Source organism: Pseudotabrizicola sp. (assembly GCF_030656345.1).
Lineage (GTDB): Bacteria > Pseudomonadota > Alphaproteobacteria > Rhodobacterales > Rhodobacteraceae > Pseudotabrizicola.
On the sequence record NZ_JAUSNR010000045.1, the window covers coordinates 1 to 15,076 of the forward strand.

Genomic DNA, 15,076 nt, shown 5'->3' on the forward strand with positions numbered 1-15,076 from the left:
TCAAAACCTATTGAAGTCCATAATGAAATTGAAATCGCAAAGCAGAAACCCGCGCCACTTCCGGAGGTACCTTGCGGAAATCATGTGAAAACCACGCAGTGAAATCGTGAAGGAAAAGCGACATTGGTTCCTGCCCGGTCCGATGGAAGAGGAGCCGGATTATCTGCCGCCCGGACCGCGGGCCGAACCGCGCGAAGCCGAGGTCCTCGATGATTGGCGGAAAGCAGAGGCGGGTCATGCCGCGCGTCTTGCTCGTGTGGCCGGTCGTGTCGGCGCGCTGGACGACCGGCTGAAGCGCAGCCCGGAAGGATGGCGGCACAGGCTTGCCCTGATCGAGGCTGCCGACCTCAGCTGGTTCGCGGGTGACCGCATCGGCCCGGATCGACTGGCGCTCTGGATATCCATGCGCCTGTCCGGCGCGCACGACGACACCGCAGCCCTTGCACGTGTCGGTTGGGCGGTACGTCGTCTGACAGGTGGGCCAGGCCCAGAGGTGGACCTGGCCGCCTTTCTCGACCGCCGCGATCCCGAGAATATGGTAGATGAAGCCGAGCCCTTCGCGGATCGCGCGGGTGGTTGGCTCGACCTGATCGCACAAGTCGCCGATCTTCACCCGATAACCCGCGCCTGCGTGGGCTTTCACTTTTGGAGCCTCGCGGGCCTTGGGCAGCAGGGCGACCGAATGGAAGCGGCAGTCACGGCCGCGCGGACCGCCGCTAGCGAGGGCAAGGGCGCAGTCTTTGCGCCTCTGGCTATGGGTGGGGCAGGGGGGCTGCGCGCCGGTGCTCCACCTGCTGAACGTCTAGCGCGCTGGCTTGACGGGATGGAGACCGGATGTCTGACCGCAATGCGACACCTCGACGATATCGAGGCATGGTCAGCGAGGGCGGAAACCGAGATGACCCCACTCTCGGGCAAGACCCCACGCGCCTTACGCGCCGTGCTAACGGAATGGCCACTCGTCTCCGCTCCGATGGCCGAAGCTCTGACTGGTGCCAGCCGCGCCGCCGTCCAGCGCAACCTCGCCTGGATGGAAGCGCGTGGTCTGATCCGCGAATTGACCGGGCAGGGCCGCTACCGGATGTGGCGTATTACGAACTGAAGGATGCGGCAGACTTCGCCGATCTTGTTGACGGCAGAGGTGTACTCCATAACCCGCGCGCCAGTAGGGTGCGAAGAAAACCGTTTGCAGCTAATGCATTTGTTGCACTTATTTCATATATGGTGGTAGACAGCAGAAAACGGAGAGGAGACCACCATGAACATGCTGGCACACCGACATCTTCCGCCCACGCCGCAGGACGCAGCGATTGCGCGCGTCTCTGGGCAGGCATTGTCACGCTTCGCCCAGGCGCGCGCGCCGTTGAAGCTTCGTGTGACGGACTCCGAGCAGATGGAGCCGATCGAGCTTCCTGCGGGCGCCGTATCGCTGCTCATGGAGATCCTCGAGGCGATGGCAGCGGGGCGCGGGGTCACCCTCATCCCCGAGAACGCCGAACTCTCGACCGTACAGGCCGCTGAGGTTCTGAACGTCTCGCGTCCGTTCCTGATCAAGCTGCTCGAGGATGGTGCCATACCGCATCGGAAGGTCGGCAAGCATCGCCGCGTCCGCATGGAAGACGTGATGTCCTACAAGGCTGCCATCGACACCGAGCGCGAAGCTGTGCTCGATCAACTGGCCGCCGACGCTCAAGAGCAGGACATGGGCTATCGCTCGAAATGAGCCAGTACACTGTCCTGTTCGATGCGAACGTCCTTTATCCCGCGCCGATGCGCGATGCACTGATGCAGTTGGCGGTCACAGACCTTTTCAAGGCAAAGTGGACGGCTGACATTCATCGGGAATGGATTGATGCGCTTCTGCGCAATGAACCTCATCGGGAGCGCGCCGCGCTGGAACGAACCCGCGACTTGATGGACAGGGCCACACGCGACTGTCTGGTCACCGGCTACGAGGCATTGGTTCCGGCCCTGACACTGCAGGACCCTGACGATCGGCACGTTCTGGCGGCGGCAATCGTTGGGCGCTGTGACGCGATCGTCACGCAGAACCTGAAGGACTTCCCACGAGAGGCACTTGCGCCCTTCGGCATCGAGACCCAGCACCCTGACGACTTTTTCCGGAACCAACTGTCCCTCGCGCCCGGTCTGGTCTGTTCCGCGCTGCGGAAAGTTCGCGCGCGCCTCAAGAATCCGCCCAAAAGTGTCGACGAGTATTTCGCGATCCTGACGCAGCAAGGCCTGGTCGCCACGGTTGCCGACCTGGAACAATTCGCTGATCTGCTTTGACCCCAGAACTGCCCTGACTGAATACGTTCTGGCCAGAGTTGCGGCACCCGATCCCTCGTCACCGCGAAATTTCGCCCGCCAGCACTGCACGTCCGTGAACTGCGAGCGTCGCAGTGAACCTCGGGCAACCGAACTGCCGGATCACGGCGGCAATGCGCGCATCGTACGCGGCTTGCCCGATGACGCGACACAGGTCTGACGCGTGAAACTGGCGGTTCGAGCTTGGCGCAGCCTTGATCTGTTCGTGCAGCTCGCGCTCCCGTGGATTTTGGGCCGGCTGTGGTGCGGGGGGAGCCTCTGGGCTCGCCCCGGCGCTAGGTGAGGTACGCCACCGGCGCATGAAGCCAAGCAGGAAAGCGGCCGGCACCTTGCTGTTCCCGCGGGCCCGGTTGAAGGCAAGGAAGCGTTCCCAGATCACTTGCGTGTCGACGTTCCAGCAGGGTAGGGCGCTCTTCGCGGCCTTGATCAGCTCGGCCCAGCATGTTCGGAATACGTTCGAGCAACCGTCAATGTTGATCTGTCCCATGAATATAGTTTTGTTAGATTCTTCTCTAGATAGTGATGTGTCGCCTCCGCCTGACACGAGATCGTGGGTCTGTTCGCCGTCGTCAAAGGCCGCGAAGCGGAAAAGCCAGGGGGCGAACTTGCCGTTCGATTTCTCGCGCTCAAGCTTCAGTTCAGAAGTTTCAAGCTCACTCAGCAGAACGCTCAGGTACTGGCGCGAGACGCCCATCTTCGCCGCCAGAGAGGACAGGGTGAAGGCAGCCGTGCCGCGGGGCAGGCCGTTATACCCATCCTTCCACGCAATTCCGTCGAGGATGAGCGTGGCCAGCTTGTGCGCCGAAACGGAGAGGTCTGTCTGCGTGATTCGCCTGAGGATCAGGCCGGTCGTTGGTTCCATGGTCGTATCTCCTAAGAGACGATGCCATGTCGAGAGCAAACAACATTCTTGCCAGCAAAAACACTTTGCTGGTTGCAGGGGTTCGGACACTGCGCTAAAAAGACCGTGTTCAGGGGTTTTTTCTAGCGCGGCGTCAGGCTTCTCGGTCTGGCGTCGTTTCCCTTTTTTGGGGTGATGCACTGCCTCCGGTGCAAGTTGATCGGAGCGGGCCAGTGCTACGCTGGCCCGCATGGGGTTCAGTATCGGACCTCTTCGAAGCCGTAGTTTCCTTCATGGTCGCGCCAATCGACGAAGACCGAGCGATAACTCACCCAACCACAGTGCTCGGGACGGGGCAGAAGCGAGGCAGGTGGAACAGCTCCCACGCTCGATCTCTGCCAGCGATAATCGCCCTGCACACCGTAGGAGCCGAGCCTAGTCGAGTCGTAGCGGATGCAATCACCGTCACGATCCTGATGTTGGCTGAACTGGACATGGTAGACGCGGATGCTCCGAACGAAGTCGAAGGCGCTGCCAGAGATGTCGATATCGGCGCGTTCATCGGCCTGCGCCAACACGAACGGACCTGTCGCATCCGGGAGGCTGATCTCAGGCCGGACGCGGAAGGTGATATCGTAGAGGCGCTCCATCGGCGATAGTGGGGCAGGGGCGTCGAACGAGGCTCCCATTGGGCAACGCCAGATCTGCAGCGGCGGCTCGACCGGCCAGGGCGTGATCCTGCGGATGAAAACAGCCCGCGCATGTGCACAGGGTGCAGATGCTGGCCAGCCACCCGCGAGACATAGCAGGATGGCGCAGTCGACCTGGTAGCTCTGCGCAGAAGCGGGCTCCGGCGTGATCATCGCAAGTGCGAGCCCGGCTGCTGCGAGTGACGTCAACGGATGCTTCATGTATCGACTCCCTGCGAAATTGTTCGATCGATACGATACAACATGAACGACTACAACCTGATTTGAACAACAGCGATGTTGCGAGATCGCAGAGCAACTCAGGTGATCCGGCACGGAGCGTTCGACGTCTCGTCCTCAACGCCCCGAACCCGGCGGGTTCCCCCGCCGGGCCCATGGGGGAGCCCCCGTTCTTAGAACGGGATCTCGTCGTCGCGGTCGACCAGCTCGGGGTTTTCACTCTCGGCCGACTTCGGGCGGCTCAGGAAGTCAACCTTCTCGGCGATGATCTCGCAGCCGTAGCGGTCGTTCCCCATGCTGTCGGTCCACTTGGTGTAGTGGATGCGGCCATGGACGAGGACCTTCATGCCCTTTTCGCAATGCTCCGCGACCGTCTTGCCGAGACCGTTGAAGCAGGTGATGCGGTGCCATTCGGTGTCCATGACCCGGTAGCCGTTCTCGTCGCGCAGGACGCGACCTTCCGAGAGGCGGGGGCGGGAGGTGGCGAGGCTGAAGTTGGTGATCTTGGTGCCGCCCTGGGTGGTGCGGACTTCGGGGGTCTGACCGATGTTGCCGGCGAGGATGACGATGTTCTGCATGGTAAGCTCCTGTGTTTCCTGTCTTCGGGACCGTCCCTTCGACAAGACCCGGAAAAAGCCCGTCGGGTGACGCGTGCACGGTGGACGGAACGGACGCCGGAAACCCCCAGAGGACCGGGGTGGAGCGGGCAGCCCCAAAGGGGCAACACGGCCCGGGCTGACGCGGGGTTGCGCGCAGGAAACCGAACGGGATTAGGGGATTGTCAGTCGAAGGGATGGCCCAGGAGACAGAGAGGCGCGGGGAGCCCCTGCCAGACCTTGTCACCCCGCCCATCGGGATTACCTGCCCCCAAGCCCAGCACCTCACTGGCGGCGGAAATGTCGATCACCGCTTCCCGCCCCCTGCCCTGTCCTCGGGAGTTGCGGCCCCCTGCCTCGACGGGGTATCGATACCGGAGCATTCAGGACACGGACCGCATAGATGGCTGATTTCAATCTCGAAGGCATGTCGCTCAGCGAACTGAAGAAACTGCAAAAGGACATCGCCAAGGCGATCTCCACCTATCAGGATCGACAGAAGGCGGAAGCCCGCGCCAAGGTGGAAGCTTTCGCCCGGGACCTGGGCTACTCCCTGGCCGAACTCGTCGGCACCGATACGAAATCCGAGCGCGCGTCTGCCGCGGCAAAATACCGGCATCCTGAGAATCCGGCGCTCACCTGGTCCGGCCGGGGAAGGAAACCGCAGTGGTTCGTGGAGGCGTTGGAGGCAGGGAAGACCGCAGAGGAATTAGGGATCACTTGAAGGACGCAGCAGGACACTGGCAAGCCCATGCCATCGCGAAACCGTCGACGAGATATGCACGGCGCCCGACATCTCCGCGGTGGATAATCTGAAGGCTCATGTCCAGCCGAACGCAGCAAGCGCCATCCCCGCGAGCGCACAGCCTGCCAGCACTATCACCGGGCCAAGCTTGGATCGGAACACTGCCACAAGCGCGGCAAGCACCAGTGCTGCAGCCGCCAGATTGATCGACGACCAGACGGGCACATCGAGATCGAGCTCGAAGGATGCGATCGTTCGCACTTCGTCGAAAACCACATGCAGTCCAAACCAGACAGCGAGGTTCAGGATGACGCCGACCACGGCTGCGGTGATGGCGGTCAGCGCCGCCGTCAGAACCACGTTGTCGCGCAGCCGCTCGATGTAGGGCGCGCCGAGGAAGATCCAGAGAAAGCAGGGCGTGAAGGTGACCCATGTGGTCAGCAGCCCGCCCAGCGTTCCCGCCGCGAGCGGCGACAGGCCGGTCGCCTCGCGGAAGGCGCCCATGAAGCCCACGAACTGCGTCACCATGATCAGGGGGCCGGGCGTGGTCTCGGCCATGCCAAGGCCGTCCAGCATCTCGCCTGGCGCCAGCCAGCCGAAATTCTGCACCGCTTCCTGCGCGACATAGGCCAGCACCGCATAGGCGCCGCCGAAGGTCACGACGGCCATGATGCTGAAGAAGCCTGCGATCTGGGCAAAGACATTGGCGGGACCAAGTGCTGCGAACAGCAGCGCGACCGGCGCCAGCCAGAGGATGGGGAACACCGCCGAGATACGGAAAGCGTAACTCCGACTGACCTCAGTATGCTCGGGCGACTCCTCGCCAAGCAGCGTATCGGCATCATCGACCTGGACCTTGCCCACCTTGCCGTGTCCGCCGCCCCCGTGGAAGGCGGGCAGGCCAGCGCGAGCGCCGAAGAACCCGATCACGCCAGCAACGAGGATGATGAGCGGGAACGGAATGGCGAAACCGAAGATTGCCACGAAGGAAGCGGCGGCGATGGCGATCATAGCGCCGTTCTTCAAAGCGCGCGAGCCGATGCGGATGACCGCCTGCACCACGATCGCCAGCACCGCGGCCTTGAGCCCGAAGAACAGCGCCTCGACAGGTCCGACATTGCCATAGAGCGCATAGATCCAGCTCAAGCCCATGATGGCGATGACGCCGGGCAGCACGAATGAGGACACCGGCGATGATGCCGCCGAGCGTGCGGTGCATCAGCCAGCCGATATAGACGGCAAGCTGCATGGCCTCCGGCCCCGGCAGCAGCATGCAGTAGTTCAGCGCATGCAGGAACCGCTTCTCGCCCAGCCAGCGCTGTTCCTCGACAAGGATGCGGTGCATCAGCGCGATCTGTCCGGCGGGGCCGCCGAAGCTCAGGAGGCCGATGCGGGCCCAGATGCGGATGGCCTCGGCCAGAGTGGGATAAGCACGGTCCTGCATCAGTCTGCCTTCGGCTTGTTGGTGGGCCAATTGTGGATCTCGTCGGTTGCGTCCCGCGCCCATCGGTAGAAGGCGTCATAGAGCAGCATCCCGGCCTCCAGCTGCTCCAGATCGTCGGAGAACATACGCGACAGACCGAGCGACGCGGCCAGCAGCCCCGCAGCTTCGGGCGCGAGATCGAGCCGGGCGGTATCGGCTCCGCGCACGATTGTCGCGAGCCGGTCGAGCGCGGGGATGTTCAGGCCGAATTCGCCAAGCAGGACGTCAAAGGTGCAAAGCTCTCCCCGATGGCTCCAGAATACGTCCTCGATGTCGAAGGGCGCGGCGTTGTAGCGTTCGGCGACGCCGTTAACCTCGACGGGCGCCACGAACAGGATGACCGCGCGTGGATCTAGAAACCGCCGGATCAGCCAGGGACATGCGATGCGGTCGATCTTGGGGCGCGCGCGGGTGACCCAGATGGTTCGGCCCTGCGCATCGCGCGCGGGCAGCTTCGCTGGATCGATCAGCGGCAGCCCGGCCGTTCGCCAGGCTTCGAACCCACCCTCGAGATACTCCGAAGGGCAGCTTTCGGCGCGCAGGATCGCGGCTGTGCCTTGGCTGCGCCGATGGCCGGCCTGACAAACGGCGATGGACGCCTGCCCGCCAAGCTGCACGGCAGGTGCAGCAAGATCCCGGTCGTCAGTCCTTATGGAACCGGGTAACAGGCGCGGATCGGTGGCGAAGTCTTCCTCGGACCGCACATCCAGCAAGAGCGGCGCGCGAGGTGTTCCAATGATGCGGGCAAGTTTCTCGGATGAAATAGCGTTAGGCGCAGGCATCTGCGTTCCTCCTCAGGTCAGGATATGCGGGAACGCGATCTTCGGCTGGCGCCTCGTGGGGCGGTCGCAAACCCCATGAACGGAAAATCCAATTTCAGGACAGGATTGTCAACCAAGGTCGCCAGGGGAGGGGGCGCGCCCGTGCGGCACATCGAAACAATCGCAAGAGGTTAACGCCGATGCGAAAGCCGACATCAGCCGGGCAAACTGCGCCGGACTGCCCGTCGCCTGCCCCGCGGCCTGGAGTCAATTGCACCAGTGCGTTTCTCCAGCCTGTTGGACTCCGCTTCGGGCGCCTCCAGCTCCTTAAGGATAGGACAGTCAGGGCGATCGTTGCCGTGGCAGCAGTCAGCGAGGTTTTCGAGGGTGGCGGCCATGTCCTGAAGCTCGGCAATCTTCAGGCGCAGGTCCGCGACATGGGCCAGAGCCAGGCGTTTGACGTCTGCGCTTTGCCGCGCGCGATCGCGCCAGAGGCCCAGCAACTCGCCGATGCCCTCGACGCTGAAACCCAGATCCCGCGCGCGGCGAATGAAGCGCAGCATGTGCACGTCCTGATCCGAATAGATCCGATAGCCCGAAGCTGTCCGCGCAGCAGGTGGGATCAGCCCCGTTTCCTCGTAATACCGGATCATCTTGGCAGAGACGCCCGAGGCGCTGGCCGCATCGCCGATGTTCATGCCGTGCCCTCCTGCACCGGGGGTGTCCAACGCCTGAGCCGCAGCGCATTACCAAGCACAAAGACCGACGACAGTGCCATCGCCCCCGCCGCAAAGATTGGCGACAGAAGGATGCCGAATGCTGGCCACAAGAGCCCCGCCGCCACCGGGATCAGCGCGGTGTTGTACGCGAAGGCCCAAAACAGGTTCTGCCGGATGTTGCCGATCGTGGCCTTTGACAGCGCGATCGCAGCTGGCACACCCTTGAGCGAGCCCGACATCAGCACCACATCGGCGGCTTCGATGGCGACATCGGTGCCGGTGCCGATGGCGATGCCCACGTCAGCCTCGGCCAGCGCGGGTGCGTCGTTGATCCCGTCACCGACAAAGGCCAGTCGGCCATGTGCGGCCTTCAACTCGCGCACAGCTTCCACCTTGCCATCGGGCAGGACCTCGGCCACCACGGCGTCGATGCCCAGCTCGCGCGCGATAGCCTGCGCGGTGCGGGCGTTGTCGCCCGTCACCATGGCCACGCGCAGGCCAAGCCCGTGCAGGGCTCGGATCGCGGCGGGGGTGGTTTCCTTGATCGGGTCAGCCACGGCGATGATCGCGGCGAGCTTGCCGTCGATGGCGGCATAAAGCGGGGTCTTCCCCTCGTCCCCCAGCCGTTCGGCCGCAGCAGTGAAGGCCCCCACATCGAGGCCCAGCCGCGCCATGTAGCGGTCCGCGCCGATCTGGATGTGGGAGCCCCCGGCCTCGGCCGCGACGCCGAAGCCGGTCAGCCCCTCGAACCCCGTCACCGGGGGCAGAGACAGACCCTCTTCCAGCGCCGCCCTGTGAATAGCCTGCGCGATGGGGTGCTCGGACTTGCCCTCGACCGCCGCGACAAGGGCCAGCACCTCGGCCCGTTCGAACCCCGGCGCAAGCTCCAGATCGGTCAGGCGCGGCTTGCCCTCGGTCAGGGTGCCGGTCTTGTCAAAGGCCACGACCCGGGTGCCCGACAGGAGTTGCAGCGCCTCACCCTTGCGAAACAGCACCCCCATTTCAGCCCCGCGCCCGGTGCCAACCATGATCGAGGTCGGCGTGGCCAGCCCCATCGCGCAGGGGCAGGCGATGATCAGCACCGCCACCGCATTGACCAGCCCGAAGGTCAGCGCCGGTTCGGGGCCGAAGGCGAACCAGATGACAAAGGTCAGCAGCGCAACCGCGATGACGGCGGGGACGAACCACATCGTCACCTTGTCGACAAGCGCCTGGATCGGCAGCTTGCCGCCTTGCGCGGCCTCGACCATGCGGATGATCTGCGCGAGCATCGTGTCGGCCCCGACTGCAGTCGCGCGAAAGGCCAGCGCACCGGTCTGGTTGACGGTGCCGCCGACGACCACGGCGCCGACGCGCTTTTCCACCGGGACCGGCTCGCCGGTGATCATCGACTCGTCCACCCAGCTCTCGCCCTCGATCACCTCGCCATCCACCGGTACACGTTCACCGGGGCGCAGTTCGACCTCATCTCCGGGTCGTACCTGATCGACCGCAATTTCCTGTGTGACCCCGTCCCGCCGTACCCGCGCGGTCTTCGCCTGCAGCCCGATCAGGCGCCCGATCGCCTGCGAGGTGCGGCCTTTGGCGCGGGCCTCCAGATAGCGGCCCAGCAGGATCAGGGTGACGATCACCGCCGCAGCCTCGTAATACACGTTCACCGTGCCCGGCGGCAGCAGGCCGGGGGCGAAGGTCGCGACCATGGAATAGGCATAGGCGGCCATTGTGCCGACCGCGACCAGGCTGTTCATGTCCGGCGCCCCGCGCGCCAGCGCCGGAAAGCCGAGCGCGTAGAAGCGGATGCCGGGAAAGGCCAGGACCAGCGTGGTCAGGGCGAACTGGATCAGCCAGTTTGCCTGCATGCCGATGGTGGCCATGATCAGATGGTGCACGGGCGGGAACAGATGTGCGCCCATCTCCAACACGAAGACCGGCAGGGTCAGCGCCCCGGCGATCAGCACATCGCGGCGCAGCCCCTGCGCCTCGGCCTCGCGCCGCTCGGCGGCACTGTCGTCGCTGGCCGCCTGCCGCTGGCGGGCAGTGTAACCAGCGCCCTCGACCGCTGCGATCAGGGCGGCGATGTCGGCGGTGCCGGTGACATTCGCGCGTTCGGTGGCAAGGTTGACCTGCGCTTCGGTCACGCCCGGCACGGCGGCCAGCGCGCGCTCGACCCGGCCGACGCAGGAGGCGCAGGTCATCCCCTCGATGGCCAGTTCCACCCGCGCGGCGGGCACGTCATAGCCCGCCCCCTCGATCACCTTGACCAGATCGGCGCGGCTCACAGGGGAGGACAGCCTGACCTCGGCCTTTTCAGTGGCGAGGTTCACATTGGCCTCCGCGACACCCGGGACAGCCAGCAAAGCACGCTCTACTCGCCCGACGCAGGAAGCGCAGGTCATCCCTTCGATATCCAGAACTTGCGTTGGAAGCGGTCTCAGGGCGGTGTTCATGGGGTTCTCGCAGCAGCAGGGAAGGTGTCAGCGCCCAAGATGAGCCTTCCAACAATGGGAAGGTCAAGCCCTGTGTCAGAAAAGCTGAAACTTGCTTCTGCGCCCTTGACCTTCCAACGGTGGGAAGCCCTATCTGCCTTTTCATCAACCAGATAAAAGGGGCGCCTTATGCAGTTTCATATCGAGAACATGACCTGCGGCGGATGCGTTCGGGGCGTCGCCCGGGCCATTCAGACCGTGGATCCGACCGCGACCGTCGACGCCGATCCTGCCTCGCGCAGGGTCACGGTCCAGTCCAGCCAGCCCAGTACCGCCTTCCTGCCCGCCCTTGAAGCGGCCGGGTTTTCGGCAACGATCCAATAAGGAGAAACCTGATGAAAAAACTGTCCTTCGCATTTCTGCTTGGTGCCGCGATTGCGGCCGGCGGCTTGACCTACGCGCAGTCACAGATGAGCCAAGGTGGCCACGGGGCCATGAACCACGGCGCCATGGATCATGGAGCGCACGGCGCCCAGGTCGCGACCAGCGACAATCCGGTCATCGCCGCCTACATGGCCGCCAATGACCGGATGCACGCCGATATGGCCATCGAGTTCACCGGCGATGCCGATGTGGATTTCGTTCGCGGCATGATCCCCCACCACCAGGGCGCCATCGACATGGCCCGCGTGGTGCTGGAACATGGCTCCGACCCCGAGATCCGGGCCCTCGCCGAAGAGGTTATCGGTGCCCAGGAAGGCGAGATCGCCATGATGCGCGCATGGTTGGCCGCCCGTGGCTTGCAGTGAACGCTACGCGCCCGGCATTGGAGCGCCGGGCGCTGCCTTCGTCCTTATGGCCCTGCTCGGCACCATGGTCCTGGTGTCTCCGGTCAGCGCAGACGAGATTGCTGAAGGCCGAGCGCTCTACGTTGAACATTGTGCGGCCTGCCATGGTGTAAATCTCGAAGGTGCCCCTGACTGGCAAAGCCGTGGACCGGATGGCCGCTTTCCCGCCCCGCCGCATAACGAGACCGGCCACACCTGGCATCATGGCGACGCAATGCTGTTCGACTACACGCGCCGCGGCGGGCAGGCTTTTCTCGACGACCTGGGGGTGAGGTTCGATTCCGGCATGCCCGCCTTCGACGACGTACTGAGTGACGCCGAGATCGAGGCGATCTTGGCCTATATCAGGTCAACCTGGCCCGAGCGGATGCGCGCTTTTCAGGCAGAGCGCACCGCAGCGGAGGGCGCAGATTAGGTAAGGCACAGATTACGAGCCGAGGGGCCGCCCGACGCAGGAGAAAAACGACGTGGCAACCAAGCCGCAATCTGCTGTGCTCGCCTGGCTCGACCGGCATTTCTCGGTCGAGCTGCCATTCCTGCGATTTGCCCGGAATGTCGTTCTGCTCTCGCTCGCCGGCCTCGCGCCGACCCTCGCGCTCTACATCGTGCTGACGCCAGGACTGTGGCCGCATCTGCTGGCCACAGACGCGGCACTGGCGCGTTTCCTGCGGCAGATCGCCACCAATGGCCTGCCGGTTGTCCTTGTCGTCAATGCCTTCGGCCTGATCCTTTTTGCGCAACTGCGGAGCCGCCGGCTGAGCCCGGCGCGCGTACTTGCCATCGACCTTCCTGCCCGCATCGGCGCCTTCATCGCGCTGCATCTGGTGATCTATCCGGCTTCGGCGCTGATGTTCGGCTCGTTCGGCGGCGACCCGGCGCAAGGGCTTCGTGTCGTCGGCCCGACGCTGACCCAGTCAGCTGCCTTCGCGAACCTCTCCGGCGTCTATCTCTATGCCACGCTCATCAGTGCCCTCCCGCTGCATATGGCTATGGTTGGCGGGGCGATGCAGACACGTGCCCTGTCGACGCCAACCATGCCGCTGCTGATCGCGCTGGCGCTGGCGATCTTCGGGCTGCAGGCGGTGCTGCTTACGGGGTTCTCGGCACTGCTGGCTGGGTACTTCTGATCCGGCACCATGCTGCCTGGCACAGACGAGATCATCCTGCCCGCAGACGGGAATGGGTGAAACTCAACGCAAGACTGAAAGTTGCCAGCATCGGCAGCATGAAAAGGGCCGGCCAGATCCCATAACCCATGCGTAGTCCGAACAGGCCATGCCCTGCCAGGAGGAAGAACCCCGTGCTCATCGCGCCCCAGGCAATGAGCGCGAAACCGAGACCCTTTGCCCAGAAACTCTCGCCGGGGAGATGGGGGTGCAGCCGGGCATAGAGGAACCCCCAGATCATCGCGCCGGTCAGATAGGGCACGAGGCTTCCCAGCCGCGCACCCGCCCAGCCCCCCAGCAGGCGCTGGAAATCGTCGTAGGGCTGAAAGCCCGGCAGAATGCCAAAGGCGTCCTTGACCAGCATCAGCGTGCTATGCACCGCCAACCCGGCAAGCCCGGCGACGACTGCGGTGACCAGCGGTCGCAGCAGGCCCAAAGCTGGCGGCAGATCACCATGGTTCATGCATTGCCTTCCCGGATCGCTCGCGCCCCCAGCAGGTGCCGGCGGGTCAGCCAGATCACGAGCGGCGGGACGATCAGCCATTGCATGAGCGGGCTCAATCCGGTGCCGAACGGCGGCACCAGCGGCATCGCGTCCGAATAGGTCCAGCGCAGGCTGACGTTGGTGTAATAGTATTCAAACCCGACAGTCAGGGCGATGCCGACACCCACGAAGATCACGATGGGTAGCCTCGCCGGTCCAAGGAGCCATTCCCGGTTGCGCGCCGCGATGCTTGCGACCCAGAAGGCCGTCAGTGCGAAACCGACATCACCAAAGGTTGCCGACATGCAGAGCTTGATCGCCTCCCAATGCGCCATCTCGGCCATGTCTGCGAAGACCGGCACCTGCACGAACTCCCAGACGAAGTGCAGCAGGAAGGAAAAGAAAGCGACCGGCAATTCCGGCGCCTCCCAAAGACCGGCCGGGCGCGCGCCGGTGCCAGTAGCCTCGGCGCGCGCCGCGTTTCTGGAACCCGCGCCCATCAGGCGGCCTCGACCGCCTCGACCAGCATCTGCCGCACTTCGTCGGCAATCCTTTGCAGGTCCTTGTTGTCGATGGCCTGCATCGAGGCGACGGGGTCGATGGCGCTGATCTCCACGCCACCCTTCACTGCACGCAGAATCACATTGCACGGCAGCATCGCGCCAACCCGCGGTTCGACCTGAATGGCCTTGTAGGCCATGGCCGGGCTGCAGGCGCCGAGGATGCGGTAATCATCGACCTCGGCGCCGATCTTGGCCTTCAGGGTGGCCTTGACGTCGATCTCGGTCAGCACGCCGAAGCCCCGCGCGCCCAGCGCCTTGCGGGTGCGCCCGTCCACATCGTCGATCGAGGCATCCGTGATCGTCCGGTCATGCGTGTACCTCATGGTCCGTTCCTTTCATTTCATCAGATACTTGATCAGCGCCGCGATCGCGAGGCCGACAAGGATCAGGATCAGGATCATCCAGATCCCGCCGAACCCCATTCCCCATCCGTTCATCATGGCAGTCTCCTTTCGGATTGGTGCTACTGTTGGCCCTTGGCCGGGCAGGCCCGCGTCAGTCGATCTGCCGGAACAGGCCCGGATATCGGTTGAAGGCGAGGCGCTGGACGAGCGAGCCGTCCACCGTGACGATCTCGGCGATGATGCTACCATCCTCGGCCTCAGTGATCTCGCCGATCTCGAGGCGCGGGTTGCCGTGGCGCTCGAGGAGATGCGCGAGGTACGTCTCGACGCTGGCCGGCGTCATCTCGCTGGGCGCACCGTGGTGCATGCCATAGAGCGCGCCGGGGCCGAGGGCGTGGCCGCCCATCTGCCCATGGAGGCCGTGCATCATCGGGCCCATCGGCATGCCGTCCATCCCCATCATGCCTTGGCCCATCATGCCGCGGCCCGGCATTCCCTCGGCCATCGGGCCGCCGCGCATGCCACCCATCATCCCGGGCATCCCGCCCTCGCCCATCATGCGCATCATCATCTGCATCATCTCGGGCGTCATCATGCCCATCATGCCAGGCATCCCGGAGGCGTCGGCAGGTCCCGCATCCCCCTCGGGCGCGGTCGTCTCGACCTCGGGGTGGTGGGCCCCATGGTCGTCATCAGTGGTCTGCGCCGTGGCGCTCATGCTCATCGCGAACAGGGCAGCGCCGGCTAGCAGGCCGGTCAGTGCGGTTCTGGTCGTCATGGTCTCTCTCCGTACATCGGGGTTGGTCGTGGAAGTCGCGCGCGGATGAGAGCCGCGCGCGGCGG

Annotated in this window: 18 protein-coding genes and 1 pseudogene; 8 read left to right on the plus strand and 11 right to left on the minus strand. The window is 64.3% G+C overall.

Translation table 11 applies throughout. The annotated features are described in order from the left end of the window. Window positions 1-142: 142 nt before the first annotated feature. The 3 genes from Q7J44_RS20415 to Q7J44_RS20425 all read left to right on the plus strand — a co-directional run bounded on the left by Q7J44_RS20415 (window position 143) and on the right by Q7J44_RS20425 (window position 2,289). Window positions 143-1,102 carry a hypothetical protein gene (locus Q7J44_RS20415; protein WP_304882995.1) on the plus strand — a complete coding sequence of 320 codons (960 nt, stop codon included), beginning with the start codon at window positions 143-145 and terminating at the stop codon, window positions 1,100-1,102. A 156-nt stretch (window positions 1,103-1,258) separates the two neighbouring features. After that, a complete protein-coding gene (locus Q7J44_RS20420) occupies window positions 1,259-1,723 on the plus strand; it encodes an excisionase family DNA-binding protein (RefSeq protein ID WP_304882960.1) in 465 nt (154 codons plus the stop codon). Continuing rightward, entirely contained in the window at window positions 1,720-2,289 is a 570-nt protein-coding gene (locus tag Q7J44_RS20425; RefSeq protein WP_304882961.1) for a PIN domain-containing protein, read from the plus strand. Before Q7J44_RS20420 ends, Q7J44_RS20425 begins: the two co-directional genes overlap by 4 nt. A gap of 58 nt (window positions 2,290-2,347) precedes the next feature. Here the strand turns inward: Q7J44_RS20425 and Q7J44_RS20430 are convergent, their stop codons facing one another. The 3 genes from Q7J44_RS20430 to Q7J44_RS20440 form a co-directional block, all read right to left on the minus strand. Further along, window positions 2,348-3,190: a hypothetical protein gene (locus Q7J44_RS20430; protein WP_304882962.1), complete on the minus strand. Its 843-nt coding sequence runs from the start codon at window positions 3,188-3,190 to the stop codon at window positions 2,348-2,350. Between the two features lie 236 nt (window positions 3,191-3,426). Beyond that, window positions 3,427-4,080: a hypothetical protein gene (locus Q7J44_RS20435; protein ID WP_026173657.1), complete on the minus strand. Its 654-nt coding sequence runs from the start codon at window positions 4,078-4,080 to the stop codon at window positions 3,427-3,429. Between the two features lie 191 nt (window positions 4,081-4,271). Next, window positions 4,272-4,676: a single-stranded DNA-binding protein gene (locus Q7J44_RS20440; protein WP_304882963.1), complete on the minus strand. Its 405-nt coding sequence runs from the start codon at window positions 4,674-4,676 to the stop codon at window positions 4,272-4,274. A 421-nt stretch (window positions 4,677-5,097) separates the two neighbouring features. Here Q7J44_RS20440 and Q7J44_RS20445 point away from each other — a divergent pair, with 421 nt between their 5' ends. Then, entirely contained in the window at window positions 5,098-5,418 is a 321-nt protein-coding gene (locus Q7J44_RS20445; RefSeq protein ID WP_304882964.1) for an H-NS histone family protein, read from the plus strand. A 96-nt stretch (window positions 5,419-5,514) separates the two neighbouring features. Here Q7J44_RS20445 and chrA read toward each other — a convergent pair. The 4 genes and pseudogenes from chrA to Q7J44_RS20465 all read right to left on the minus strand — a co-directional run bounded on the left by chrA (window position 5,515) and on the right by Q7J44_RS20465 (window position 10,849). Further along, window positions 5,515-6,883, minus strand: a pseudogene (chrA, locus tag Q7J44_RS20450) (chromate efflux transporter). Further along, window positions 6,883-7,704, minus strand: a complete 822-nt coding sequence (locus tag Q7J44_RS20455; protein ID WP_304882965.1) for a sulfurtransferase/chromate resistance protein — start codon at window positions 7,702-7,704, stop codon at window positions 6,883-6,885. The pseudogene chrA and the gene Q7J44_RS20455 overlap by 1 nt, the downstream one beginning before the upstream one ends. Before the next feature lie 194 nt (window positions 7,705-7,898). Continuing rightward, the gene (gene cueR, locus Q7J44_RS20460) at window positions 7,899-8,381 is read right to left on the minus strand and encodes a Cu(I)-responsive transcriptional regulator (RefSeq protein ID WP_304882966.1); all 483 of its coding nucleotides are present in this window, start codon (window positions 8,379-8,381) and stop codon (window positions 7,899-7,901) included. Then, the gene (locus Q7J44_RS20465; RefSeq protein WP_304882967.1) at window positions 8,378-10,849 is read right to left on the minus strand and encodes a heavy metal translocating P-type ATPase; all 2,472 of its coding nucleotides are present in this window, start codon (window positions 10,847-10,849) and stop codon (window positions 8,378-8,380) included. The genes cueR and Q7J44_RS20465 overlap by 4 nt, the downstream gene beginning before the upstream one ends. A gap of 168 nt (window positions 10,850-11,017) precedes the next feature. Between Q7J44_RS20465 and Q7J44_RS20470 the strand changes: the two genes are divergently transcribed. From Q7J44_RS20470 to Q7J44_RS20485, 4 genes are read left to right on the plus strand one after another with little or no spacing between them, the layout of a single operon-like run. After that, complete coding sequence (locus Q7J44_RS20470; protein ID WP_076534148.1) at window positions 11,018-11,212, plus strand: heavy-metal-associated domain-containing protein; 195 nt, start codon at window positions 11,018-11,020, stop codon at window positions 11,210-11,212. An 11-nt stretch (window positions 11,213-11,223) separates the two neighbouring features. Then, a complete protein-coding gene (locus Q7J44_RS20475; protein WP_076534150.1) occupies window positions 11,224-11,637 on the plus strand; it encodes a DUF305 domain-containing protein in 414 nt (137 codons plus the stop codon). Window positions 11,638-11,683: 46 nt separating this feature from the next. Continuing rightward, complete coding sequence (locus tag Q7J44_RS20480) at window positions 11,684-12,091, plus strand: cytochrome c (RefSeq protein WP_304882996.1); 408 nt, start codon at window positions 11,684-11,686, stop codon at window positions 12,089-12,091. 52 nt (window positions 12,092-12,143) lie between these two features. Continuing rightward, entirely contained in the window at window positions 12,144-12,803 is a 660-nt protein-coding gene (locus Q7J44_RS20485; RefSeq protein WP_304882968.1) for a hypothetical protein, read from the plus strand. Between the two features lie 31 nt (window positions 12,804-12,834). On the opposite strand, the gene Q7J44_RS20490 is transcribed toward Q7J44_RS20485, so the two are convergent. The 4 genes from Q7J44_RS20490 to Q7J44_RS20505 form a co-directional block, all read right to left on the minus strand. Continuing rightward, window positions 12,835-13,305, minus strand: coding sequence for a DUF6789 family protein (locus tag Q7J44_RS20490; RefSeq protein ID WP_304882969.1), 471 nt, complete (start codon window positions 13,303-13,305; stop codon window positions 12,835-12,837). After that, on the minus strand, window positions 13,302-13,826 hold the full coding sequence (locus Q7J44_RS20495) for a hypothetical protein (protein WP_304882970.1): 525 nt from the start codon (window positions 13,824-13,826) through the stop codon (window positions 13,302-13,304). Before Q7J44_RS20495 ends, Q7J44_RS20490 begins: the two co-directional genes overlap by 4 nt. Further along, window positions 13,826-14,212: a DUF302 domain-containing protein gene (locus tag Q7J44_RS20500; protein ID WP_304882971.1), complete on the minus strand. Its 387-nt coding sequence runs from the start codon at window positions 14,210-14,212 to the stop codon at window positions 13,826-13,828. The genes Q7J44_RS20495 and Q7J44_RS20500 overlap by 1 nt, the downstream gene beginning before the upstream one ends. Before the next feature lie 172 nt (window positions 14,213-14,384). Further along, complete coding sequence (locus Q7J44_RS20505) at window positions 14,385-15,011, minus strand: hypothetical protein (RefSeq protein ID WP_304882972.1); 627 nt, start codon at window positions 15,009-15,011, stop codon at window positions 14,385-14,387. Window positions 15,012-15,076: the final 65 nt, after the last annotated feature.

Coding starts and splice junctions, on each gene's coding strand:
- Q7J44_RS20415 (WP_304882995.1), top strand. CDS start 143: ATGGAAGAGGAGCCGGATTATCTGCCGCCCGGACCGCGGGCCGAACCG.
- Q7J44_RS20420 (WP_304882960.1), top strand. CDS start 1,259: ATGAACATGCTGGCACACCGACATCTTCCGCCCACGCCGCAGGACGCA.
- Q7J44_RS20425 (WP_304882961.1), top strand. CDS start 1,720: ATGAGCCAGTACACTGTCCTGTTCGATGCGAACGTCCTTTATCCCGCG.
- Q7J44_RS20430 (WP_304882962.1), bottom strand. CDS start 3,190: ATGGAACCAACGACCGGCCTGATCCTCAGGCGAATCACGCAGACAGAC.
- Q7J44_RS20435 (WP_026173657.1), bottom strand. CDS start 4,080: ATGAAGCATCCGTTGACGTCACTCGCAGCAGCCGGGCTCGCACTTGCG.
- Q7J44_RS20440 (WP_304882963.1), bottom strand. CDS start 4,676: ATGCAGAACATCGTCATCCTCGCCGGCAACATCGGTCAGACCCCCGAA.
- Q7J44_RS20445 (WP_304882964.1), top strand. CDS start 5,098: ATGGCTGATTTCAATCTCGAAGGCATGTCGCTCAGCGAACTGAAGAAA.
- Q7J44_RS20455 (WP_304882965.1), bottom strand. CDS start 7,704: ATGCCTGCGCCTAACGCTATTTCATCCGAGAAACTTGCCCGCATCATT.
- cueR (WP_304882966.1), bottom strand. CDS start 8,381: ATGAACATCGGCGATGCGGCCAGCGCCTCGGGCGTCTCTGCCAAGATG.
- Q7J44_RS20465 (WP_304882967.1), bottom strand. CDS start 10,849: ATGAACACCGCCCTGAGACCGCTTCCAACGCAAGTTCTGGATATCGAA.
- Q7J44_RS20470 (WP_076534148.1), top strand. CDS start 11,018: ATGCAGTTTCATATCGAGAACATGACCTGCGGCGGATGCGTTCGGGGC.
- Q7J44_RS20475 (WP_076534150.1), top strand. CDS start 11,224: ATGAAAAAACTGTCCTTCGCATTTCTGCTTGGTGCCGCGATTGCGGCC.
- Q7J44_RS20480 (WP_304882996.1), top strand. CDS start 11,684: ATGGCCCTGCTCGGCACCATGGTCCTGGTGTCTCCGGTCAGCGCAGAC.
- Q7J44_RS20490 (WP_304882969.1), bottom strand. CDS start 13,305: ATGAACCATGGTGATCTGCCGCCAGCTTTGGGCCTGCTGCGACCGCTG.
- Q7J44_RS20495 (WP_304882970.1), bottom strand. CDS start 13,826: ATGGGCGCGGGTTCCAGAAACGCGGCGCGCGCCGAGGCTACTGGCACC.
- Q7J44_RS20500 (WP_304882971.1), bottom strand. CDS start 14,212: ATGAGGTACACGCATGACCGGACGATCACGGATGCCTCGATCGACGAT.
- Q7J44_RS20505 (WP_304882972.1), bottom strand. CDS start 15,011: ATGACGACCAGAACCGCACTGACCGGCCTGCTAGCCGGCGCTGCCCTG.